General features: G+C 46.2%; 19 protein-coding genes. 14 read left to right on the top strand and 5 right to left on the bottom strand.

Features of this window, described 5'->3' with window-relative positions; genetic code table 11:
* Positions 1 to 25: 25 nt before the first annotated feature.
* The 4 genes from CRN95_RS12680 to CRN95_RS12665 all read left to right on the top strand — a co-directional run bounded on the left by CRN95_RS12680 (position 26) and on the right by CRN95_RS12665 (position 3,530).
* Positions 26 to 1,042, top strand: coding sequence for a BatD family protein (locus CRN95_RS12680; protein ID WP_097021135.1), 1,017 nt, complete (start codon positions 26 to 28; stop codon positions 1,040 to 1,042).
* Entirely contained in the window at positions 1,042 to 2,103 is a 1,062-nt protein-coding gene (locus CRN95_RS12675) for an acyltransferase (RefSeq protein ID WP_097021134.1), read from the top strand. The genes CRN95_RS12680 and CRN95_RS12675 overlap by 1 nt, the downstream gene beginning before the upstream one ends.
* A 73-nt stretch (positions 2,104 to 2,176) precedes the next feature.
* On the top strand, positions 2,177 to 3,223 hold the full coding sequence (locus tag CRN95_RS12670; protein ID WP_097021133.1) for a hypothetical protein: 1,047 nt from the start codon (positions 2,177 to 2,179) through the stop codon (positions 3,221 to 3,223).
* The gene (locus CRN95_RS12665; RefSeq protein ID WP_097021132.1) at positions 3,210 to 3,530 is read left to right on the top strand and encodes a TfoX/Sxy family protein; all 321 of its coding nucleotides are present in this window, start codon (positions 3,210 to 3,212) and stop codon (positions 3,528 to 3,530) included. The genes CRN95_RS12670 and CRN95_RS12665 overlap by 14 nt, the downstream gene beginning before the upstream one ends.
* A 34-nt stretch (positions 3,531 to 3,564) precedes the next feature.
* Here the strand turns inward: CRN95_RS12665 and CRN95_RS12660 are convergent, their stop codons facing one another.
* On the bottom strand, positions 3,565 to 4,758 hold the full coding sequence (locus CRN95_RS12660) for a YhcG family protein (RefSeq protein ID WP_097021131.1): 1,194 nt from the start codon (positions 4,756 to 4,758) through the stop codon (positions 3,565 to 3,567).
* 519 nt (positions 4,759 to 5,277) lie between these two features.
* On the opposite strand from CRN95_RS12660, the gene CRN95_RS12650 reads away from it, so the two are divergent.
* The 5 genes from CRN95_RS12650 (at position 5,278) to CRN95_RS12630 (ending at position 10,083) form a co-directional block, all read left to right on the top strand.
* Complete coding sequence (locus CRN95_RS12650) at positions 5,278 to 6,024, top strand: hypothetical protein (RefSeq protein ID WP_235003037.1); 747 nt, start codon at positions 5,278 to 5,280, stop codon at positions 6,022 to 6,024.
* 199 nt (positions 6,025 to 6,223) lie between these two features.
* Entirely contained in the window at positions 6,224 to 7,060 is an 837-nt protein-coding gene (dinD, locus tag CRN95_RS12645; protein ID WP_097021129.1) for a DNA damage-inducible protein D, read from the top strand.
* Positions 7,061 to 7,323: 263 nt separating this feature from the next.
* On the top strand, positions 7,324 to 8,097 hold the full coding sequence (locus CRN95_RS12640; RefSeq protein ID WP_235003036.1) for a hypothetical protein: 774 nt from the start codon (positions 7,324 to 7,326) through the stop codon (positions 8,095 to 8,097).
* A gap of 10 nt (positions 8,098 to 8,107) precedes the next feature.
* Entirely contained in the window at positions 8,108 to 8,881 is a 774-nt protein-coding gene (locus CRN95_RS12635) for a hypothetical protein (RefSeq protein WP_097021127.1), read from the top strand.
* Positions 8,882 to 9,099: 218 nt separating this feature from the next.
* Positions 9,100 to 10,083, top strand: a complete 984-nt coding sequence (locus CRN95_RS12630) for a MoxR family ATPase (protein WP_097021126.1) — start codon at positions 9,100 to 9,102, stop codon at positions 10,081 to 10,083.
* Between the two features lie 195 nt (positions 10,084 to 10,278).
* On the opposite strand, the gene CRN95_RS12625 is transcribed toward CRN95_RS12630, so the two are convergent.
* A complete protein-coding gene (locus tag CRN95_RS12625) occupies positions 10,279 to 12,708 on the bottom strand; it encodes a histidine phosphatase family protein (RefSeq protein WP_097021125.1) in 2,430 nt (809 codons plus the stop codon).
* Positions 12,709 to 12,833: 125 nt separating this feature from the next.
* Here CRN95_RS12625 and CRN95_RS12620 point away from each other — a divergent pair, with 125 nt between their 5' ends.
* Together CRN95_RS12620 and CRN95_RS12615 are read left to right on the top strand one after the other, a co-directional pair.
* On the top strand, positions 12,834 to 13,103 hold the full coding sequence (locus CRN95_RS12620) for a hypothetical protein (protein ID WP_097021124.1): 270 nt from the start codon (positions 12,834 to 12,836) through the stop codon (positions 13,101 to 13,103).
* 174 nt (positions 13,104 to 13,277) lie between these two features.
* Entirely contained in the window at positions 13,278 to 15,152 is a 1,875-nt protein-coding gene (locus CRN95_RS12615; protein ID WP_235003035.1) for a GGDEF domain-containing phosphodiesterase, read from the top strand.
* A 269-nt stretch (positions 15,153 to 15,421) separates the two neighbouring features.
* Here CRN95_RS12615 and CRN95_RS12605 read toward each other — a convergent pair whose 3' ends face one another.
* The 3 genes from CRN95_RS12605 to pgi form a co-directional block, all read right to left on the bottom strand.
* On the bottom strand, positions 15,422 to 16,447 hold the full coding sequence (locus CRN95_RS12605) for a hypothetical protein (protein WP_097021121.1): 1,026 nt from the start codon (positions 16,445 to 16,447) through the stop codon (positions 15,422 to 15,424).
* 27 nt (positions 16,448 to 16,474) lie between these two features.
* Positions 16,475 to 18,106: a hypothetical protein gene (locus CRN95_RS12600; protein ID WP_200816210.1), complete on the bottom strand. Its 1,632-nt coding sequence runs from the start codon at positions 18,104 to 18,106 to the stop codon at positions 16,475 to 16,477.
* A gap of 147 nt (positions 18,107 to 18,253) precedes the next feature.
* A complete protein-coding gene (gene pgi, locus CRN95_RS12595) occupies positions 18,254 to 19,918 on the bottom strand; it encodes a glucose-6-phosphate isomerase (protein WP_088630139.1) in 1,665 nt (554 codons plus the stop codon).
* 128 nt (positions 19,919 to 20,046) lie between these two features.
* Here pgi and CRN95_RS12590 point away from each other — a divergent pair, with 128 nt between their 5' ends.
* The 3 genes from CRN95_RS12590 to CRN95_RS12580 are packed head-to-tail and all read left to right on the top strand — an operon-like array spanning position 20,047 to position 22,426.
* The gene (locus tag CRN95_RS12590; RefSeq protein ID WP_097021120.1) at positions 20,047 to 20,745 is read left to right on the top strand and encodes an SIMPL domain-containing protein; all 699 of its coding nucleotides are present in this window, start codon (positions 20,047 to 20,049) and stop codon (positions 20,743 to 20,745) included.
* Positions 20,746 to 20,747: 2 nt separating this feature from the next.
* Complete coding sequence (locus CRN95_RS12585; protein WP_097021119.1) at positions 20,748 to 21,317, top strand: HD domain-containing protein; 570 nt, start codon at positions 20,748 to 20,750, stop codon at positions 21,315 to 21,317.
* The gene (locus tag CRN95_RS12580) at positions 21,317 to 22,426 is read left to right on the top strand and encodes a GTP pyrophosphokinase family protein (protein ID WP_097021118.1); all 1,110 of its coding nucleotides are present in this window, start codon (positions 21,317 to 21,319) and stop codon (positions 22,424 to 22,426) included. Before CRN95_RS12585 ends, CRN95_RS12580 begins: the two co-directional genes overlap by 1 nt.
* The last annotated feature ends 13 nt before the right edge of the window (positions 22,427 to 22,439 follow it).

Below are 22,439 nucleotides of genomic sequence, written 5' to 3'. Positions count from 1 at the left end.
ATGTAATATTTGTATATTCCTTGATATGAAGAAGAACGCTATTTCTAAGACTGCGAAGCCTGCCAAGGCTAAAGAGGCTAAGGCGAAAGAATCTCATGAAAGTGTAGACTCGCTACTCACTGTACCGACAGCGGGTTCCACGAATGTTCTTACGGTGGAACCGGATAGTGCAAGCGTTAGTGGCGATGCAGATGCCAATGCTGCGATGATGCAACTCCCGACAGCTGAACAGCTCGGGATTACGATAACCGCCGGAAATGTGGGTGATGTTGAATGTGCCGGGAATGCGACGAGTGTGCCGCTTTCGGCGACTGTGGGCGATACCATCAACTTCCCGGTGACGGTTTCGTGGAGCGTGAACGGGAGCGCGATTCTCGTGGTGCCGACGAGTTCGGCAAATGCAAAGGGCATTTTGCAGTTGGGCGTGTCGCAGGAATCTAGCCGCTCGGTAAAGAACGGCAAGGAAATGGCGCAGATTACGTTCAACTACAAGCTCGTTATGCAGGATACGGGAAACTTGAACATCCCTGCGATGCGTTTTGAAATTCCGACTCCGACGGGGCAGTCGCTCGATTTGCGTAGCGATAGCGTGCCTATACGTGTCGATGCTCCGTTCAATGCGATGCCGTTTATTGCAGGCGGTGTGGTAGGCGTTTGTGTGCTTTTGGCGGCGTTGTGGCGCATGCGCAAGCGTGCAAAGGCAAAAGCTGAGCTTGCCAAATGGAACGGTGCATTGTCTGCAATTCGTGAACGCATGATGGTCTTGAAACAGCGTGTGAACGTTGCGGATAGCCGCGAATGGCTCTTGGAATTGGAAGGGGCCTGCAAAAGTTATGCCGCATTGCGCTTTGGCGCTAGCGAATCTGAGGCTTCATCCATCAATCTTGATAACCTTGTGAAAGAAGGCGCGTTAGAAGGCTGGGAGCACCTCGTTGAAGAATTTGCTCATGCCCGTTATGGTGGTGGTAATCGCGACAGCTTTGAAAACAAGGAAACTTGGAAACTTGCCATGACGCTCATGGGGCTGGAAGAGGACGAGTAGTGATTATTGATAAGGAAAAAGCGAAGCACCGCGCGGCTGGGCTTGATTTATTTCGCGTTGTAGCGGCTGTGATGGTGCTGCTGTTCCATTGCAATATTCATCATGGGAATGATTTTGGCGCGCTTACGGGATTTGTCTCGATGGGCGCTGTGTTCATGACGGCGTTCTTTATGCTTTCGGGATTTGTCTTGTTTCTCACTTATCGAGAGCGCGACCTCCTTAAGAATGATGCACTCAAGAATTTTTACCTGAAACGCATTTTTGGGATTTTTCCCTTGTATTTGATCGTGGCTGCGTTGTATGTCGTGACCTTGGGGCAAGAATCGGCGTTCCAGAATCTGGTGCTGTTGCCGATTGAAGTCTTGGGATTGCAAAGCGTGTTTTCGACGCTGTTTCCGGTGAGCCATAATGGCGGGACCTGGTTTATCTCTTGTTTGCTGTTTGCGTATTTGGCTTTCCCGCTGATGCAAGAAGTCGTAAAGCAGATGTCGACTCGTGCGAAGTGGATTGTGCTTGCAATTTGCACGGCGATTTTGTTCTGGTCTCCGCTTGTTGTGCATACGTTCAAGACGGACTCGATTTATTCCAATCCGTTTTTCCGCGGGCTGGAATTTTTCATCGGTGTGCTTTTGTGCTCTTTGCCGATTCGCGCGGGAATCGCGAAAATTCTTGCGACTTGGAAAGTCTTTGTCGCTGAGGCGGTGCTTTTGGTGGCTGGAATTTCAGTTGCGGTTCGGCTGAATGTTTTCGTGGGTAACTACATGCTTTACGACTGGATTGTAATTCCGCTGTTTGCCTTTATGATTATAACGCTAACGGGGCTCAAGTCGCCGAGATTGCTGGGTTCTGCGGTGTTGCGTTATGCGAGTGCGGCAAGCTATGCGTTTTTCTTGGCGCAAACATTCAATACCGAAATCGAAAATTGGCTGTTTGCAGTGTGCGGTATTCAAAATAATGTGTTGCAAATTACGTTGTCGGTTTCGCTTTGTACGGTCATCGCTGTAGCGTTGCATGAACTTGTAGAAAAGCCCTGTGCGGAGATGCTGAAAAAGAAATTGTAAAAACGCGGCTTGCCGGTTGACTTTATCCTAAAATTTGTATTATTTGCAATAAACGATTTGGAAGGAGCCTTTCATGAAATTCTTAAGTCTTGCTAGTCTGCTTTTTTGTTCTTTGATGCTTGCCTGTAGTGAAGGTGGCGAGTCTAATCCGGTGGCAGATAATTCAAGGGAAAATTTTGTGGGGATTAAGTACCCGTTGGTTTTGGATGAGGTAAATCGGAAGTTTTCGACTTATGAAGTACACAGTTATGATGTTTGCAAAGTTGATGATGACAAATACGAATTCGTGACGATGGTGGATACACAACATATTGATAGGGTGTATGATTTCAGAGGCGATACGCTTGTTATTTTCTATAGCGATGAAGATGTTAGAACGTATGGTCAAATATTTGTTGGTGGTAAAAATGGACAGATTAAGAACAAATGGAAAATGATAAACTGTAAGTATGTTCAAGAAAGCAATTCTCTTGATTGCCGTGATGCAAGCGAACTGAACGGCTGGCTAAAAAATACAATCACATACTTTGATTTTACGCAGGATACTCTTTTTGCGTCAGTGATTGATTTGAAAGGAAATGCGGTAGACATAAATGCCCCGACAGAAGATGAATATGATGATTATACGGGGTCTTCGTTTATGGAAAAAATCTTTTATTTAATTATTTATACAAATGAGGGTGTCGGCGTTTCAGGAAATATAATTTCCCCAGGGTCTGCATTCTGGGAAAGTGAAAGCTTTGATGCATATGTGCAAAAAAAGAATGTTGTTATTAACAATAGAGATAAAACGCATATTTCATTTGTGATCAGTGGGCAGAATTTTGAGGTCGAGTTTACCAAGGCGAAGCGTTTGCAGTATAATGGTGGTAGTTATGTAGAAGTCGGTGCAACTTTGAAATCTGACAATGGAGTTTGCGTTTTGGATTATATGTCCGATTCCAAAATGACACCGGAAATTTGCAAGGCTGAAAACGCTAATTTGATGGATCTTAGTTCCACCTATAATAGCAAGGACTCACTTTTGTATTATGGTGCGGATAGCTACCATATTGGTAATGCTGGTGAATTTAGTGACTGTATCGTTAATTTGGTGAAGAATAAAAATGCCGAGTTCTAAAAAGTTCCGTGATTACGTCTTGGCGCAGTTCAAGGGTGAGCTGCGCGTGACGACCCGCAAGATGATGGGCGAGTATATCCTTTACGCTGACGGAAAAATTTTCGGCGGGATTTACGATGATCGCTTGCTTGTGAAGCCTGTGGCCGCTGCAAAGGCGATGCTTCTGGATGCAAAATTGCAGTTGCCCTACGATGGCGCAAAACCGATGTTGCGCGTTGCCGCAGAGCAAATTGCAGACAACAGCTTGCTCGTGCGCTTGCTTGACGCCATGCTCCCAGAATTGCCTGCTGCAAAAAAGAAAAAGTAGTACCATTTTCCCGAGTGGGGAAAATGGTCGGTTTTTATTTTGAAGTGTCGCGATTATCGTTGACTTCTTTTTTGAGCCATCGGGTCAGTTCATCTTTGGCAGGGAGACTCAGCTTGTATTTTTGTACAAAGAGTGATTCCTCGATTCCCGCTGTTGCGTATTCCACAAGTTCCTTGCCAGCCTTTGTACACATTAAAATTCCTACAGGGGGATTGTCTCCCTTTTCCATTACATTCTTTCGGTAATAGGCGAGGTACAGGTTCATTTGAGCAATGTCGTCGTACTTGATTTTTGTGGCTTTCAAGTCAATTAACACATGGCATTTGAGAATCCTATGGTAAAAGACTAGGTCGCAGAAAAAGTAGTCGTCATCAACGAGAATGCGCTTTTGACGCGTCTCGAAACAAAATCCATTGCCCAGTTCCAACAGGAACTCTTCAAGATGGTTCATCAATGCGTTTTCCAAATCGGATTCTTCGACAACATCTTTGTTGTTGATACCGATAAATTCGTAAACATACGGGCTCTTGACCAAATCTTTTAAGGTCGGGGAATGTCCTGTCTGGGCAATACGGGACTGGACGATTGCGCTCATTTTTGCAGGGTTCTTGCTCAGGGCTGTGCGCTCGAAATAGTTGGAGTCGATTTGGCGCTTGAGTTCACGAAAAGACCAGACTCCCTTCATTGTTTCCAGTTCATAAAAAACTCGTCCCAGTGGATTTTCGACACCCATAATGAGTAGGAAATGTGAATATGATAGGTGGTCGAAAAGCTTTTCGGGCGGAATTTCGATTTTTTCAGATTGGGCAAACAGTGTTTGCCCAATTTGGCAAACGCCGTTTGCCAAATCTGAATCCATAGGGGGCAATGCTTCCAGATTGGCCCCCAAATCGGCTGTTAGTAGCCTGTTTGAGCCGAATTCTGAAGCCGTGAATTCAAGAACCGGACGCGCCAAATTTTTGAATTCTATGTAGAATTGACGATAAAGCTTCAAGTTCCTGTAAGAAAGAGATTTCTTGTTCAGGCGTTCCGCTAGTTTTTGGAGCGTTTTAGCTCCGTACGTTGCCCTGTCGTTGCCGTTCTGCTCGTAATGCACAATGTAGTAGCCGGTAAGCCAGTTGCGGGCGGTCACGTTCTTGTTGATTGCCTTGGCGGTGTTTTCGACGAAAGCTTCGTCGATTTGCGCGATAGCGTTACAGAGTCCGTTGAAATCGATATTTTTAGCCATGATATGCTCCTGTTTTTTGCGGTTCGCAAACGGGAGATATGCATGTAGTGCGCAGAACACCGGTTCACAAACCTGTTAATGACAGATTGATGATCCCACAAAATATGGGGGTGCTCTACGTTGATAGCCATGGGGCCGGTTCCCCACAGGGCAACTGTCTTTATTCGCGATGTTGTCGATTTCGCGAAGGAAGACGACCTCAAGCAGATAGTTGAACTTCCCGCCCTGAATAGTGCTGAGTCGAGAGTCATAGTTTCAAGCATGCTTGAAACTATGACCGAGACTATGATACGGACGCCAACGGCGTCAATTTCTCGGTGTCAGCGGGATTAATTGCTGCTACTATGTAAGAATATACAAAAAAATATGACCATTCTCAAATGTCGTTCCGGCTGGAGCCTGTGCTGAGCGTAGTCGAAGTATGCGGAATCGCCTTCTTGTATGAATCGTCTGATGGGTGGTTGAAATTTGCTGATAGATTACGTTGAAACTTTTTGAATTAAAGCTATTTTATACGTGATGAATCGGTTGGCTCATTTACTTGTTTTGCTTGTGGCGGTGATGCTTGCGGGGTGTAATACAATGCTTGTTCATCCACCTTCTGCTTCGGCGTTTATGGAAAATGATAGAGATGGCTTTGTGCGCGATGCTTCAATTTCTGCTACAGTAGGGGGTGTGGCTTATGATTTTATTCCTAAAAAGTATGTGAAAAAAGAAGTAAATGAAGAATACAGCTATAGAGAAGAGGAATCTCCTGTAGAAGTTGCTGTTTCGTTTCAGCGACGCTATGGATATTTTAAATACGGTTTTGGATTTGATTTATTATCACCTTATATACAGGTGGGGTTTGTTTCGGATTATTTTGGCGTGATGGGTTGGAGCAATCTTTGCTTGTGGCAATTTGAAAAAGTAGAACACAAGTATTTTCAGTGGGCGGGCGGTGTGTCTGTTATTGAACAGTTGCCGATAGGGAATGGCGTTCGCATTGGTTTGACGCAACATTTATCAAGAAATGGTCGTGAAAATATAGCTCATGGTATATATGACTTGAGCTTCAGCATTCCTACACCCACGCCTATATTCTACGATGAAATTGGTGGAGGTGCATATGTTTCATTTGGTGTTGGAACAGGAACAAATGTTGGTATTGAATTTCGGCTCGGAAGAGATCTAACGTATTATCGTTTTGATGAAAAAGAAATTGACGGTAACATTATAAGCGATTTCAACCGGTATACGTTTATGATTGATTTTCAAGGGTGGTAGTTTTTTGTTGGGCTATGTAAAATTTTTATGAACCCCTTGCCAACTTTTTAATATATAGATACATTAATGACTGCGCATCTCGCTATACAAAGGCGAGGTGCGTTTTTGCTTTAGTCATAATTTGATTTTGCAGGAACGCCTCTAATCATAAACTTGCCGCAAAAACGGCGTCGTATAATACGATTACATGGAGGCTATAATGAAGTCCGAAGAAATCAAGACTCTGTTCGAAAAGTTCCAAGCTATTGCTTGCGAATACCAAGGGGTGGAATGTTGGAGTGCTCGTGACTTGAGTATGTTACTTGGATATACTAAATGGGAGCGTTTTAGTAATGCTATTGAAAAGGCGAAGGAAGCCTGTAAAAATGCAGGCGAAATTGTAGATGATCATTTTCCCGGCGCCGGGAAAATGATCCATCTTGCAAAGGGGGCAGTACGTGAAGTTGATGACTATATGCTTACTCGCTACGCTTGTTATTTGATTGCTCAAAATGGTGATTCTCGCAAGCCGGAAATTTCTTTTGCGCAGAATTACTTTGCTGTGCAGACTCGTGTGGCAGAAATTGTTGAAGACCGTATTCATGAATTGGAACGTGTGCAGGCGAGGGAGAAACTTGCGCATACCGAAAAGGTCCTATCGGGAGTATTGTTTGAACGAGGCATAGATAGCAAGGGTTTTGCCGTTATCCGTTCCAAGGGCGATCAGGCGTTGTTCAACATTGATACGAATCTTTTAAAGCGTAAGTATAATGTTCCTGCGAGTCGCCCGCTGGCAGATTTTTTGCCTACGGTAAGTTTCAAGGCTAAGGATCTTGCTGCGGAAATGACTTCTGTCAAAACACAAACAAAAAATCTTTTTGGACAAAAGAAAATTGAGAAGGAACATGTGGATAACAATCGCGCTGTCCGCAAAATGCTTCTTGATTGTGGTATTGTTCCCGAAAATTTGCCTGCAAGTGAAGATGTTAAGAAGGTGGCGCGTCGTTTGAAAAGGACTGATGGGTCTCTTTTGAAATTTCAAAAAAAGAAAAAGTAATATCATTTTCCCGGCGCTGGGAAAATGATATTTTTCAGATTGGGCAATCACTGCTTGCCCAATTTGGCAATCACCGCTTGCCAAATTCGTTTCTCCAGAGGGCGTTTTGTCATGCCCTTCTCAAATGTCGTTCCGGCTGGAACCTGTGCTGAGCGTAGTCGAAGTATGCGGAATCGCCTTCTTGTTTAATTCGCCTGATGGGAGGTTGAAATTTGACGATGGATTACGTTGAAACTTTTTGAATTAAAGCTATTTTATACGTGATGAATCGGTTGGCTTGTTTACTTGTTTTGATTGTGGTGGCGGTGCTTACGGGGTGCAGCGTTGCCATTATTCATCCGCCATCTGCTGCGGCGTTTATGGAAAAGAGCGAAGATGCTTTTCTTACGAATGTTTCGTTTTCTGCATATTGGGGAGAAAATTTAAATAAGAAGAATGGGCTATATGTTGCTGAAGGAGTGAAAGAAGTCGAGCGTTCGGAAAGGTGGAAAGAAGATTGGTATTACGTAGATATGGAGTGGTTGGTCCAATTTCAAGGTTCCCTTCAAAGAAATATTGGATATTTCAAGTATGGTTTTGGAATTGATTTTGCGACTCCTTATGTTCAAGCAGGTTTTGTTTCGGATTATTTGGGCGTGATGGGATGGAGTAATTTGTGTTTATGGCAATTGGAAAAAGTGGAGCACGCATATTTTCAGTGGGGTGGAGGAATTTCGCTGATAGAACTGTTGCCGATTGGGGATAATTTTCGAATCGGCTTGACTCAACATTTATCGCGAAATGCCCGAGAAGGTATCATTACTCAATATAGTGGTGCATGGCCACGTGATTTTGATAGGGCTGCACCAGTTTTTTATGACGAAATCGGAGGTGGGGCGTATGTATCTTTTATTCCTTTTGGAAAGACTAGGGTGGGAATAGAATTTCGATACGGAAGAGATTTGACGTATAAATATGTAGAATCGAAGTCTGGCGATGGAGATGTTGTACGCGATATTAATAGGTATTCTTTAATAGTCAGTTTTATTAGCAGGTGATTTTTTTAGTATGAATAGGTTGGCTCATTTACTTGTTTTGCTTGTGGCGGTGATGCTTGCGGGGTGTAGCGTTGCTATTATTCATCCGCCATCAGCAGCGACGTTTATGGAAAAGAGTGAAGATTCTTTTGTGAAAGATTTTTCGGTTTCTGCAATTTGGGGAGATTTGGCTCTTGTTGGTGAGCACGTTGCAGATAATATTAAAAAGTTAGAACATTCTAAAGAATGGTATGATAAATATCATTACTATACTGGTGAAGAATGGCCGGTTGATTTTCAATTTTCGCTACAAAAGAATATAGGGCATTTTAAGTATGGATTTGGACTTGATTATGTGACTCCCTATGTGCAAGCAGGTTTTGTATCAGATTATTTCGGTGTAATGGGTTGGAGTAATTTGTGGTTGTGGCAATTGGAAAAGGTGGAACACAAGTATTTTCAGTGGGGTGGAGGTGTGTCCATTATTGAACAGTTGCCTATGGGAGACAATTTCCGATTTGGCTTGACGCAACATTTATCCAGAAATGGCCGTGAAGCGATGGTTGTGGAAGAATCCTCATCGATGCTTAATGTAGGTCTGTCGGCTCCTATTTTTTATGATGAAATTGGATGTGGTGCGTATATCTCTTTTATTCCATATTATGTCACAAGGGTGAGTCTTGAATTCCGCTATGGGAGAGATTTGACATATAAGCGCAAAGATTATAGAGGCAATCCTCAAAAGCATGAAAAAATTTCCGATGTAGATCGATATTCTTTGTCCTTAAGTTTCTTTGGATGGTAGATGATGGGGGTGTTAGGGGGCAGTGCCCCTTAGGCGAAGGGGTGATGGAAAACTTGCCCTAGAAGGAGGTGCCCGCTCGGTGGCGGGCATGACAATAGGGCAAGGCTGCAATCAGGGGGAGGCTTCCCCCTTCTTACTCCCTACGGTTTACTAGAATCATTTGTTTTTTTTGAAAGATTTTAGTATCTTAATGCGTGGAAAACTTAGAGGTAAAATAAATGGATATTCAGGAACTTTCGGAAAAGGTGAAGCAGCAGAGTTCTTTTTGCATGAACTTGCTGCGTGAAGTTGAAGATACGGTGATTGGTCAGAAGGCAATGGTTGAAAGCATTCTGACGGGTATTTTGGCAGATGGCCACGTGCTTTTGGAAGGCCTCCCGGGCCTTGCCAAGACGACTGCGGTGAAGGCTTTTGCCGATGCTGTTTCGCTCGACTTCAAGCGCATCCAGTTTACTCCTGATTTGCTGCCGGCAGACTTGCTCGGTACGACGATTTATAACGCCCGAGAAGCAAAGTTCGAAACGCGCAAGGGTCCGCTCTTCACGAACCTTGTGCTTGCTGATGAAATTAACCGTGCTCCGTCAAAGGTGCAGAGCGCTTTGCTCGAAGCCATGCAGGAACGCCACATCACGATTGGCGACGAAACGTTCAAGCTTGACGAACCATTCTTGGTGCTTGCCACGCAGAACCCGATTGAACAGGAAGGTACGTATCCGCTGCCGGAAGCTCAGGTAGACCGTTTCCTCTTGAAGGTGAAGGTGAGCTACCCGAACAAGGCTGACGAAATGAAGATTCTCGATGCTGTCTCGGGTGCAGGGCTGCGTCAGCCGAATGCGGTCGCGACGAAGGAAGATATCTTGAAGGCTCGCGAGCTTGTGAAGCAGGTTTATGTGGACGAACGCGTGCGCGAATACATCGTGAACCTGGTCTTGGCAACGCGTGATCCGGGTAGCATCAAGCGTAGCGACTTGGTGGGCTTTGTGGAAGTGGGCGCTTCTCCGCGTGCTTCTATCGGTCTTGCCCAAGCTTCGAAGGCTCATGCGTTTATCCAGGGCCGCGCTTATGTGACGCCGGAAGATGTGAAGGCTGTCGCGATGGAAGTGCTGCGTCACCGCGTGATCCTGAGCTACGAAGCTGAAGCGGAAGAAGTCACTGCCGAAACTGTCGTGCAGAAGATTTTGGATTCTGTGGAAGTGCCGTAAAGGCGAGCGTCGCGGGCGTCGAGCTTGCTCGAAAGCCCATGACCGAGCCGCCGGGCAGTGCGCTTGAAAAGCGCAACTGCCGTAAAGGCGAAAATCTCCTTTTTTGACATTGAAAAACAACGCCTTGTGGGGCGTTGTTTTTTGTTTTTGTACTTACGAAAAAAGCCCCCGGGCGGGGGCTTTGAAACTTATGTGTTATGGATTTTCGTATTTGCGCAGGAATCCGTCGTCTAGTGCTTTGACGGGGAGCTTTATAACGCTGTTGTCGGCGTCTATGATGAGTACTACGCCGGTGAGGTAGTTAATCCAGTAGTTAAAATCTGGATTCCAGTTAATGTCGCGATCGTGCTTGTGGAAGCGGAGATCGTATTTGGAATTTTTAACGTCGTCGTGGATTTTTTTGTTGCTGATTGTAACGACGAATGGCACGAGGTATTGGTCGTGCGAAATGGCTAAAGTGTACTTGTGCATTTGTTCGTATGTAAAGTAGTTTTCGATGAATGCTTCAATTCTTGTGTCGATGGGGTAGAATGCGTTTTCGCAGTTTTGACGGTTGTTGTCGTCGTCGTATTCTTGATAGGCGATTTTGGAGTAAGAACTCCAGCCCCAGCTCGCGCCACCTTTGCAGTTGCCTGCGCTCTGGCCCGGCTTGACATACCAAGATTCCTTCAGGTTCTGGTTGATTTCGGTAAGGTTTGCGATGCTATGCTTGTGCCAGTCGTTGATGTCTGTCGAAACGTTTTCGCCTTTGTTAATGGCGATGATTTGTGCGGTTTCTGCGGTGCGCTTGACGTTCGTGTACATATAATAGAAATCGTCGAGGTTGAGATCCTTTAGTTTCTCGCCGACTTGTTTTGCTTGCTGTCTGCCGACTTCGATGAGGCCGTCGTCATCGCCGTATTTGTGAATGTCGCGTTGGGCGTGGCGCAGGATGATGGCGACTTTTTCGTCGGAGCGGGTGCAGCCGAGAACGTCGTAGAGTGAGTTGAATACATCTGTTGTGGCGCGGAGAGTTTTACACTTTTCACTGAGTTGTTCGACGCTGGAGCTGGACGGGGTTTCGCTACTAGAGGAAATTTCACTGCTGCTAGAAATGGCTTCGCTGCTGGAGGATGCTACGCTACTGCTAGAAGGTGTTGCGCTGCTAGAGGAAACCTTGCTGCTGCTAGAAGGTGCTGCACTGCTTGAAGAAGCGATGCTGCTGGAGGAAGGAAGGACTGCGTCCTTACCGTTGCGGAGTTCACCGACCTTCTTGCCCGCACAGATGACATCGTAACCATCGATGTCATCGTTTACTTCGACCGTGCAAGAAGTTCCATCCTTACCGTCCTTGCCATCAGCGCCATCCTTTCCGTTCATGAGGTATCCTATGAATTCGGTACCGCAGTAAACTTCGTATCCATTGACCTTTTCGTTCTTTACGACAGAGCAGGATGTACCGTCGTTACCGTCTTTACCATCTTTGCCGTCTTTGCCGTCTTTACCGTTGTGGAGTTCGCCGACCTTTTCGTCGCCGCAGAATACTTCGTAACCGTCGATATCCTTGTTCTCTTTGACCGTGCAAGATGTTCCGTCCTTACCGTCCTTACCATTGGTGCCGTTCGTACCGTCAGCGCCCTTTTCACCATCCTTGCCGTTGCGGAGTTCACCGACCTTCTTGCCCGCGCAGATGACATCGTAACCATGGATGTCATCGTTTACTTCGACCGTGCAAGAAGTTCCATCCTTGCCGTTGGTGCCGTTCGTACCGTCAGCGCCCTTTTCTCCGTCCTTACCGTTTCGGAGTTCGCCGACCTTCTTGCCTGCGCAAACGACGTCGAAACCGTTGATGTCATCGTTTACTTCGACGGTGCAGGAAGAACCATCGTTACCGTCCTTACCGTCGATACCGTTCGTACCGTCTGCACCTTTTTCTCCGTCCTTACCGTTGCGGAGTTCGCCAACCTTCTTGCCTGCGCAAACGACGTCGTAGCCGTTGATGTCATCGTTTACTTCGACCGTGCAGGAAGTTCCATCCTTACCGTCCTTGCCGTTGGTGCCATTCGTTCCGTCAGCGCCCTTTTCACCATCTTTGCCGTTGCGGAGTTCGCCGACCTTCTTGCCTGCGCAAACGACGTCGTAGCCGTTGATGTCATCGTTTACTTCGACCGTGCAGGAAGTTCCATCCTTACCATCCTTGCCGTCCTTACCATCGTCACCCTTGTCGCCATCCTTACCGTTGGCGCCGTTTTCACCATTTTTACCGTCGGCACCATCCTTGCCGTTCACGATTGAACCGATTTTTTCATCGCCGCAGAACACGTCGTAGCCGTTGATTTCTGAGTTTTCGGTGACGTAGCAGGATAATCCGTCTTTGCCGTTTGTTCCGTCTTTACCGTTTTTACCATCGGCGCCGGATTTTCCGTCTTCGCCATCTTTCCCGTCCTTACCGTCTTTGCCGTTCAAAACGACACCTACGGAATCACCGCCGCAGATAACCTTGAGACCGCTGTCATCGTCTAGCGGTTCTGTTTTGCAGGCGAGTTCGGACAAGTCCGGGGCGCTTGCTTCGCTTACCTCGTCAAGGCAGCCGTAGAGCATGGAAAGTGTGAAGATTGATGTTGCTAAGAGTAATTTGGATTTCATACATTGCTCCCAAATAAAATATTTTCGCGCCAAATTTAAAAATTTTGTCCTTACTGCCTAGCTTGTTATGCTCGATTTTCGTTGACTAATTGTCTATTTGCGGCTTCTTTTATATATTAAAGGTTATGAAATTTGTTTTAATTGCCTTTTCTTTATTTGTTTTAGGTTGTGCGTGCGATAATCCGAGGGGTTGCCCTGCTGTAATCGGCGTTGGTAACAATCCGGATGAAATGCAGCTGAGAAAGAATGGCCGTGATGATCAGACTGTTCAAATGACGACAATGCCTGCTCCGCCGACGGACCTTGGAACGCCCGCGCCGGTTGATGTCAATGTCCAAAATACAAATGAACCGATTCCGGTTGATGACAGGCTTGACTTTAGTAAAGTGAAGTAAATCCTAGTATTTATTCCAATGTATAGCGCCTAAAATGTGCGTTTTTTCACCATCTGCTTGCACGGGATGGGGTTATACATTATATTTATGATACTCTAGGGTATAGCAATGATAAATTTTCTGGATTACGCAAATCATGTGTTTTTTTTTCCGTCGCTGTTGGCGAGCGGTTTTTTGCTTTTTACGCTGGCTGCGCTTGTTGAAAAACAGAACTTGAAGAATGTACTTTTTTGGGGTGCCGTTTTTTCGCTGACCCCCTACATGATTTATTCGGACTGGATTTATCACGGGATGATGCATTTGCTTACGTGCATGATGGGCGAGGTTCCGTTATTGCTCGACGTGATAGTGGACTACATGAGCCGCGTCATTTTGATTCCTGTGGCCATTTTTGTTTTTGGGAGGGTGCTTTCGATTCACTGGTCTGCGTCGTTGTTCATGCTTTCGGCCTCCGTCGGCGTGGGCTACCTCGGCATGGTGGTGGGCAAGACGCAGGTTGGCGCAGCCCTGGTAAACTTGGTTGCAATTTTCATTTGGTGGAAACTCCTTTGGAATGAACTTTTATTTGTCCGTAACACGCAAATCTTTGCGCGCTTTGGGTTCTTGGGTTTTGTCACGTTATTTAGTATGCTAGTGAACCTCGCCATGTATGTGTGCGTGCGCATGATCGAGGTAACTCCTGAATTTTTGAATTACCTTGTCTTTGTATCGTGGTTCTTCTGGCTTACGCTTACGATTGCGGTGAAGCTTATTTTTAGGACGGTGCGCTTGACGCAACAGGCGGAAATTGCGCGTAACCATGACAAGTTGACGGGGCTCCCGAATGCGCTTCTGTTCTCGAACTACGTGCAGGACTTGCTCTTTAGGAACCCGAGGAAACGCTATGCGTTTGTCGCCTTTGATTTGGAGAATTTCAAGGCCTTTAACGAGAGGTTTGGCTTTGAAGAAGGTGACGGTGCGCTGAAGTTCATGGCGGATACGTTTAAGACGCTGTTCGGGGAGCGCTATGTGACGCATGTGTCGTGCGATACGTTCCGCGTTGTAGGTGATGCCGCCGGGATGAAGGCAAAAATCAAGGAAGCGCATGACAAGATTCGTAGCTTCTCGACTCAAGGTGTGCTAGAGCTCAAGGCGGGCGTGTATGTGCAGCGTGTTGAAAATGAAAACGTAGAACGTTGCTTTATGCGGGCTCGCCTTGCCGAAGCGACGACCAAGGGCGTCTACGATGAATATGTCGCCGTTTATGCCGATGAAATGGGCGCCCGTGAACGCTTGAAAATGTACTTGATTGCACACATTGACGAGGCTGTAGAAAAGGAATACATCAAGGTCTTTTATCAGCCCGTCGTGGATATCAATACGAACAAGCTTTGTGGCTTTGAAGCGCTTGCCCGTTGGGATGACCCGGAGCACGGCTTTTTGCCGCCGCTTGATTTTGTCGGCGTTTTAGAAGACGCTCACTTGATCCAGAAGCTGGACTTGTTCGTGCTCAAGAAAATTTGCGAAAAATACCGTGTGGAAACGAATTTGGGGAACAAGTGTGTCCCAATTTCGTTTAACCTCTCGCGCCTGGACTTTAAGCTGAGCGACATTTATAAGGAACTTTCGAGGCTGACCAAAGAATACAATGTGCCGCATGAGATGATCCATATCGAGATTACGGAATCGGTGCTGGATGGAGACGAGGACGGCTATATCCGTGAGCAGGTGACGCGTTTCCAGAAAGACGGTTTTGAAGTCTGGATGGATGACTTTGGCTCGGGCTTCTCGTCGTTGAACGTGTTGAAAGATTATGACTTTGACTTTTTGAAAATCGACATGATGTTCTTGCGGAATTTCACGGAAAAGTCCAAGGTAATTATCCGCGCCATTGTGGAAATGGCTAAACTATTGCATATTGGAACGCTTTCGGAAGGCGTGGAAATAAAGGAACATCTGGATTTCTTGAAGGAAATTGGATGCGACCGCGTGCAGGGCTATTATTATTCGAAACCGCTCCCGTATGATGAGGTGATGGCTGTGCTCAAAGAAAAGGGCATTTCGATATAGAAAAAGCTGGTTTAAAACCAGCTTTTAATTTTTTCACATTGCTTTTCGTTTAGCTTGTAGTATTCTTCTTTTGTGTAAATTGAAGAATAGTACTTTTCGTACATTAAGTCTACGTTGCAGATTTCGGGACGATGTTCGTATATGGAACAAAGATTGTCGTCTCTTAAGTGAATGCAAACGCCGTCCCCCCTGTCAAAGTTCGCCAGGGCGGGAACCTTTTTCAGGGAACGGCAGCATAGACCACAACAGTCACATTTGAAAGTCATTCTTTAGAGCGAATTTATTAATTCGTTAGCCTTGGTTTTCTTTTCCCAGACTTCAGAATTATTAACCGTGCCAATATCATCGTTGGAATTGCCTGGAATGACGAGTTTGACTTTGCACATTTCATACAGGAGACCGACAAGCAAAATAGTGTTTTTTAACAAGAGTTTTTCATCGCTTGTGTAAAGTTTGTAATCGCATTTTTGATTGTCGATGACAAGCAATTTTAGACGTCTCAGGTGCTCTTCGTAATTTGCGTCTACGTGAAGTAGTGTTTGTCGGTATTCTATGGCGGTACCCTTTAGGTCCTGCAAGAAATAGATGATTTTATTTATTTGCTTTTCGGCTTCATCAACTTGCTTGATGACGTTATTTGCTTTTTCTTCAAGCTTAGAACCGGTTACGCTAAATGCAATCCCCGCTGCAAGAAGGCCGATGCCCGCAGTTGCTCCTGTTAAGAGCGCTGTTCCTAAGGCCATGCCGCCGCCTCCAGCAGCTAAACTGCCTCCGCCAATCCAAGCTAAGGTTGCGTTTGTTGCTGCGGCTCCAGATAGCCCTGCAATTGCAGTTCCGCCTGCTGTTGTGCCTCCTGCAGCTGCGATGAGTGCGAATATTCCGGTTGAGGTGGCAGCTCCGCTAGCAATGCCGGCACCAATTCCGCTTGCACTTCCGATAAATGCTTCCGCAGCAACTGAAGTGTCTTTTAACTTGGACAGGTCACATTCTGGAAATTTGAAATTTTCCTTTTTAATTTCATTGAATTCGGGCGGGTTCTTGATTTTTTCAAAAACGTTTACGAATTCGCCGAAACTTCTTTCAATTTCTTTTTCTGAACGTCCTAGACTTTCCAACGATTGTTGTGTTGCTTCCTGACGTTGCTTTAGCAGATCGATATTCCTTTGGTTTCTAGCTTCGGCAGCCTTTATTGAATCGCTGGCTTCTTTCATTTTCATTCCGCCTTTGACTCCGGCTCCAATTCCTGCTGCTGCTGCTACTGCGGCTCCGATTCCAAAAATAAGAGGTATAGGCATGATAATCTCCTTCTTGTATAGAGGTGTTTAATTGAAAATTAATTTAGCGTCCATGTCGTCCATGAAATCGTCAAGAGAGTTGAAACCCGCTTTTTCCCATGGCTTTTGGAATCCCATCTTTTTATAGGCGTTTTCCAAAATGTTATTTAGCGCGAGTTCGTTTGGGGCAGAACTGATCTCTTCTGAAATGGAAGAGAAAGCCTTGACTTCTTTTTTGAAAGAGTCCAGGTCAATTTCCATCAATTTTGCCGCGTATTCTTCAAGAAGTGCAACTTCTTCTCTTAAACGCTCCATGTAAATGTCGTATGTCGATTTAAACGAATTCAACATGGTGACAAGTTTTTTTACGAGTGGGTTTGTGTCCAAAATATAGAGTAAAGTACAACTCATTATACCGGTTACAAATGCGCCACAGAATACGGAAACAACTTCGCCGACAACGGGAATCTGGCCCAATGCTGTTGAGGCTACCGCTTCGTTGATCAGAACGCCAATGACAACGCTTGCTCCTGTTGCAATGACTTTGGTAAAGGCGAGCATGCGATCGCCAAAGGGAAGCTGATCTGGATTAATAAAGAGTATTTTAAGTGCTTCGACAATAGAGGTCCAAGCCTGTCGAATGATGCGAACGATGTTCTTGCCTGTCGTGAAGAATATGTTGCACAATGTGGTTGTTAAACTTGATAATATGCCGGCTAAAGCTCCGTCCTTGAATGATTCAAGAAGCTGCTTGTATTTTTTCTTGCAGTTCTCAATGCCTCTTTTGACGGCGTTGCCCAATGAATTGAAAAATTCGCTGGCATCCATACTTAAGACAGAGTTTACTTTTTCGAATTCCTCTTTGATGGCAAACCATATTTCGACAAAGACAAATCCGAGAGCTTGTCTTAAACCCATTTTCAAACCGACTTTGCCGGCTGCAATAGCTGAATCTTGCCAAAATGCGGGGCTTGTATAATAAGCTTTGTTAATCTTTGCTTCTATGGAAGATCTTGCCTTTTTGTCGGTTTCTCTCATCCGGGCTTTTTCTTTATCGGTGTATTCGTCACCATGCTTTTCAAGGTAATCTTCCATTGTGTCCGCTTTCTTTTGGCGGTTTGTATGCGGATTTGTTGGCTTGAGATTTTCGGGACTGTTGGCTAGTTCTACTCCGGAGAGGCCTGATAACACGCGGCCTGGATCGTCATGGATTTCCTTGGCGGAAACAACGTGGTCCAAGTCCATTTTTTCATTGGGGGCAATCTTTTTGTTTGTGTAGGAGTCGTAGAGATTGCTGTTTTTCTTTTGATTGCTATAATATCTGTTAGTTTCTATGTATTGAGAATTTCCGTGGTATTCGTTGGAATTGTATGCCCCGCGGTTCTCATAGTTTTGCTTGTTGCGTTCGCTTTTGTAATCGTTGGGATTGTTGCGGATATTGTGTATGGTATCGACGTCTCCGCCGTTCCTGTCGGAAATCAAAAAATCTAGACCAAAAGAAGTGATAATGCTTTTTACGATGACTCTTTCGTATTGTTTAAATAAACCTTCTTTCATGTCCTCGTTTGGAGAAAGCATGAAATTTGCACCGTCTAGTTGACCCACAAACGTGTTTGACATCCCTACAACCTTTTTTTGAAGTTTAATGTGTTCTTGAAAAATAATATAAGAAAAGGACAAATGTGTAAAAAAAGTTACGTTAATTCATTTTTTTTAGAATTGATGGAGGTTTTGGGGATATACAAAAAAGCCGCAGCGGAGTGCTGCGACTTTTTTAATTGCGTTTGGCAATGGCGATCCCGGAACGGAGTCCGGGATGACAAGCGATTAAGCCTGGTGGGCCTTATACCACTTGATCAGTCCGTTAGTGGAGCTGTCGTGGTGAAGTTCGGCATCGGCCTTTGCAAGTTCCGGGAGGATCTTCTTGGCGAGCTGCTTGCCGAGTTCAACACCCCACTGGTCGTAGCTGTTGATGTTCCAGATAACGCCCTGCGTGAAGATCTTGTGTTCGTACATGGCGATGAGAGCGCCAAGGCGTTCCGGGCTCACGTAGTCCATCATGATGGAGTTCGTCGGCTTGTTGCCTTCGAATACCTTGTGCGGAGCGAGGAATGCGATTTCTTCTTCGGACTTGCCGGCGGCGCGGAGTTCTTCCTGGGCCTGGGCGAGAGTCTTGCCGTTCATCAAAGCTTCCGGCTGAGCGAAGAAGTTGGAGAGCAACTTCTGGTGGTGATCGCCAATCTTGTTGTGGCTGTTTGCCGGGGCGATGAAGTCGCACGGAATCATCTTGGTGCCCTGGTGGATGAGCTGGTAGAAGGCGTGCTGGCCGTTCGTACCTGGTTCGCCCCAGAGGATCGGACCCGTCTGGTAGTTCACGCGCTTGGAATCGCGGTCAACGGTCTTGCCGTTGGATTCCATGTCGGCCTGCTGGAAGTAGGCAGCGAGGCGGTGGAGGTACTGGTCGTATGGGAGCATGGCGTAGCTGGATGCGCCAAAGAAGTTGTTGTACCAAACGCCGATGAGGGCGAGGATGACCGGGAGGTTCTTGTCGGCCGGAGCGGTCTTGAAATGCTGATCCATTTCGTATGCGCCCTGGTGGAGCTTCATGTAGTTTTCGAAGCCGATGCGGAGAGCGATGGAGAGACCGATTGCAGACCACAGAGAATAGCGGCCGCCAACCCAGTTCCAGAATTCGAACATGTTTGCAGTGTCGATGCCGAATTCAGAAACAGCTTCGGTGTTGGTGGAGAGTGCGACGAAGTGCTTTGCGATAGCGGACTTGTCGCCGTTGAATGCCTTGAGGACGGCAGCCTTTGCGGTTTCGGCGTTCGTCATGGTTTCAAGAGTCGTGAACGTCTTGGAAGCAACGATGAAGAGCGTTTCTTCGATGTTCACCTTCTTGAGGGTTTCGGCCATGTGGGTGCCGTCGATGTTAGAAACAAAGTAGACTTCCGGAGAAGTTTCGCCTGCGATCGGCTTTTCTGCATACGGCTTGAGAGCTTCGGTGACCATCACCGGACCGAGGTCGGAACCGCCGATACCGATGTTCACAACGTACTTGATGGACTTGCCGCTCTGGCCTTTCCACTTGCCGCTACGGACGAGGTGAGTGAAGTCTTCCATGTGCTTGAGCACGGCGCGAACTTCAGGCATGACATCCTTGCCATCGACGCAAATCGGATCGTTGCCCTTGTAGCGGAGTGCGGTGTGGAGCACGGCGCGCTTTTCGGTGGTGTTAATCTTTTCGCCAGCAAAGTACTTGGCGCGCATGTCTTCGAAATTGGCAGACTTCAGGAGGTCCTGGAGCTTTGCCATGGTTTCGTCGGTGATGATGTTCTTGGAGTAGTCGAGGAAGAGTCCGCAGGCTTCGGCGCTGAACTTGTCGGCGCGAGTCGGGTCCTTCGCGAAGAGTTCCTTCATCTGCCAAGTCTTGGCGACTTCGGCATGGGCCTCGAGGGCCTTCCATTCCTTAGAATCAGTCAGTTTAGACATAGATTATCCTTTCCGCACACGCGGGTTTTTGTTACGGGGGAAAATATAGAAAAAGCGGGAAGTCACGGCGCTTAAAGATTGTATATTAAACTTATAGCCGTGGGTGTTTTGCGGCGAAGGAGAAATATATGTCTAGAGTTAAAGAAGCTTTGTTGTTGGCTATTGCTATTCTCGGACTTGGCGCGTTCCTCTATTGCGCTATGATTCATACGAAAGATCGCGACCGTGTTGTGTCAGTCCGTGGGCTCTCGGAACGCGAGGTCAAGGCGGATTTTGTGATTTGGCCGATTGTGTACAAAGAAGTCGGTAATGACCTTTCGTTGATTCACGATGCTGTGCAGACGAAGAATGCGACGCTTGCGAAGTTCTTGCGCGAAAACGGTGTGGACGCTGCAGAAATCAGCTGGTCTGCTCCGGAAATCGAAGATGCTCAGGGTGAACGCTATGGCGATAACCGCCGTCCGTTCCGTTACATTGCAACCGTGGTAACGACCGTTGCATCGAAGAATGTGGACCGCGTCCGTGAAATCATGGGCAAGCAAGGCGACCTTTTAAAACAAGGTATTGCTTTTGCTGGTGATGATTACCGCTACCGTAAAATTTACAGTTTCAATGGCTTGAACGAGATCAAGCCCACGATGATTGACGAAGCGAACAAGAATGCCCGTGCCGCTGCTGAAAAGTTTGCGACGGATTCCGAAAGCAAGCTCGGTAAAATCAAGACGGCTACGCAGGGCCAGTTCTCCATTAGCGACCGTGATGAGAATACGCCGTTTATCAAGAACGTGCGCGTAGTGACCAATGTCCAGTATTTCTTGGAGGACTAAAAATGGATACTTCTGTTCTCGACAAGGCGATTGTTTTTGCGGTCAAGGCGCATGCCGGTACGGGGCGCCGCGGGAAAGGTTTCCCGTACATTGTCCACCCGATGGAGGCTGTGGAAATTGTAGCGACCATGACTGATGACCAGGATTTGATGGCGGCTGCCGCATTGCACGATACCGTTGAAGATACGTCTGTTACGTTGGATGATATCAGTCGCGAGTTTGGGTCGCGCGTGGCGAAACTTGTGGAAGAAGAATCGGATGTGTTCATGGAAGGCGTGAGCGAATCGGATTCTTGGCATTCTCGTAAGCAGGCGGCGATTGATCGCTTGGCAGGGGCCAGTCGCGATGCAAAGATTGTGGCGATGGGTGATAAGCTCAGCAATGCAAGAATCATTTATCGTGATTTTGTCCAAAAAGGCGATGAACTCTGGAAGATTTTCCACGTGACCGATATTAAGGAACACGAATGGCATTATCGCGGTTTGGCTGCATCGTTGAAAGAACTTGAAGGAACTTTCGCGTATGCAGAATTTACGGATTTGATTGAAAAGATATTTGGCGGTAGAAAATAATGAGCGAAGACTCTGTTGAAAAATATGGGTTGAATCCTGCTGAAACGATGATCCTTGAGGATTATCGCGAAAAGATGCCGATTTATGAACGGTTGAGAGATTTTGTTTGCGACTTGCTCAAGAAAAAAGTGGCAGAGAATAACATTTATGTGACTGCTGTTGAAGCGCGAATCAAGGCCGAAGCAAGCCTTGCCGAAAAACTTGAACGTAAAAATGGCAAGTACAAATCTCTGACTGATTTGACCGATATTTTGGGTGCCCGCGTGATTGCGTTCTACAATGATGATGTGGATAAAATTGCGGCACTCGTAGAGAGTTTATTTGAAATTGACTGGAAGAACAGCGTTGACAAGCGTAAAATGCACGAGCTCGATAGCTTTGGCTATAACTCGTTGCATTTTATATGCACTATCCCGAAAACGCTATTTGAAGATCCGGAATGCCCTGAGCTCAATGAAATTCGTTTTGAAATCCAGATGCGCACAGCATTACAGCATGTGTGGGCTACGCTGGATCACGATACGGGTTACAAGTCGGGCTTTGAAATTCCGCATGAATACTTGCGCAATTTGAATCGCCTTGCGGGCATGCTTGAACTTGTCGATGAACAGTTCTGCAAAATTCGAACGGAAATTAACAATTACAGATATCATGTGCAGTCGCTTGTGCATTCGGGACGCTTTGATGAAGTGGCGTTGAATGGCGACTCATTTACGAATTATCTGAAATTGCGACCGTTTGATAAGCTGAACCAGCGCATTGCGGCAATCAACCAAGCTGAAATTCACGAGTCTTCGATGATGCCTTTCTTGAAGGCGCTAAAATTCTTGCGCTTCAATACGCTTGCGGATGTGGATAAACTCATCAAGGAAAATTCCGATGATGCGTACCACTTGGCCGCATTCCAGCTTGCGAATACGGATTTGGATATTATCAACTCGTCGCTTGGCGTGATTAGCCTGCTTGTGGTGTACATCTTGAAAAAAGGTGGCGGCGTGGCTGGGATCCGGACGATTCTGGATGACCTTTATGGTGAATCTGCAAGTCACGAAGCTTGGGCAAATCGACTCTACAAGAATGCGCTGAAACTCTCGTTCATGAACCGGTAAAAATGTATCTTTG

It is taken from the genome of Fibrobacter sp. UWB16, assembly GCF_900215325.1.
In the GTDB taxonomy this organism is placed as follows: domain Bacteria; phylum Fibrobacterota; class Fibrobacteria; order Fibrobacterales; family Fibrobacteraceae; genus Fibrobacter.
Note: the sequence above shows the minus strand (reverse complement) of the source record. Positions and strands in the feature narration are given on the sequence as shown.

Coding starts and splice junctions, on each gene's coding strand:
- CRN95_RS12620 (WP_097021124.1), top strand. CDS start 12,834: ATGAAATTTGTTTTAATTGCCTTTTCTTTATTTGTTTTAGGTTGTGCG.
- CRN95_RS12580 (WP_097021118.1), top strand. CDS start 21,317: ATGAGCGAAGACTCTGTTGAAAAATATGGGTTGAATCCTGCTGAAACG.
- CRN95_RS12650 (WP_235003037.1), top strand. CDS start 5,278: ATGAATCGGTTGGCTCATTTACTTGTTTTGCTTGTGGCGGTGATGCTT.
- CRN95_RS12630 (WP_097021126.1), top strand. CDS start 9,100: ATGGATATTCAGGAACTTTCGGAAAAGGTGAAGCAGCAGAGTTCTTTT.
- CRN95_RS12670 (WP_097021133.1), top strand. CDS start 2,177: ATGAAATTCTTAAGTCTTGCTAGTCTGCTTTTTTGTTCTTTGATGCTT.
- CRN95_RS12605 (WP_097021121.1), bottom strand. CDS start 16,447: ATGCCTATACCTCTTATTTTTGGAATCGGAGCCGCAGTAGCAGCAGCA.
- CRN95_RS12640 (WP_235003036.1), top strand. CDS start 7,324: ATGAATCGGTTGGCTTGTTTACTTGTTTTGATTGTGGTGGCGGTGCTT.
- CRN95_RS12665 (WP_097021132.1), top strand. CDS start 3,210: ATGCCGAGTTCTAAAAAGTTCCGTGATTACGTCTTGGCGCAGTTCAAG.
- CRN95_RS12585 (WP_097021119.1), top strand. CDS start 20,748: ATGGATACTTCTGTTCTCGACAAGGCGATTGTTTTTGCGGTCAAGGCG.
- CRN95_RS12660 (WP_097021131.1), bottom strand. CDS start 4,758: ATGGCTAAAAATATCGATTTCAACGGACTCTGTAACGCTATCGCGCAA.
- pgi (WP_088630139.1), bottom strand. CDS start 19,918: ATGTCTAAACTGACTGATTCTAAGGAATGGAAGGCCCTCGAGGCCCAT.
- CRN95_RS12635 (WP_097021127.1), top strand. CDS start 8,108: ATGAATAGGTTGGCTCATTTACTTGTTTTGCTTGTGGCGGTGATGCTT.
- CRN95_RS12680 (WP_097021135.1), top strand. CDS start 26: ATGAAGAAGAACGCTATTTCTAAGACTGCGAAGCCTGCCAAGGCTAAA.
- dinD (WP_097021129.1), top strand. CDS start 6,224: ATGAAGTCCGAAGAAATCAAGACTCTGTTCGAAAAGTTCCAAGCTATT.
- CRN95_RS12625 (WP_097021125.1), bottom strand. CDS start 12,708: ATGAAATCCAAATTACTCTTAGCAACATCAATCTTCACACTTTCCATG.
- CRN95_RS12590 (WP_097021120.1), top strand. CDS start 20,047: ATGTCTAGAGTTAAAGAAGCTTTGTTGTTGGCTATTGCTATTCTCGGA.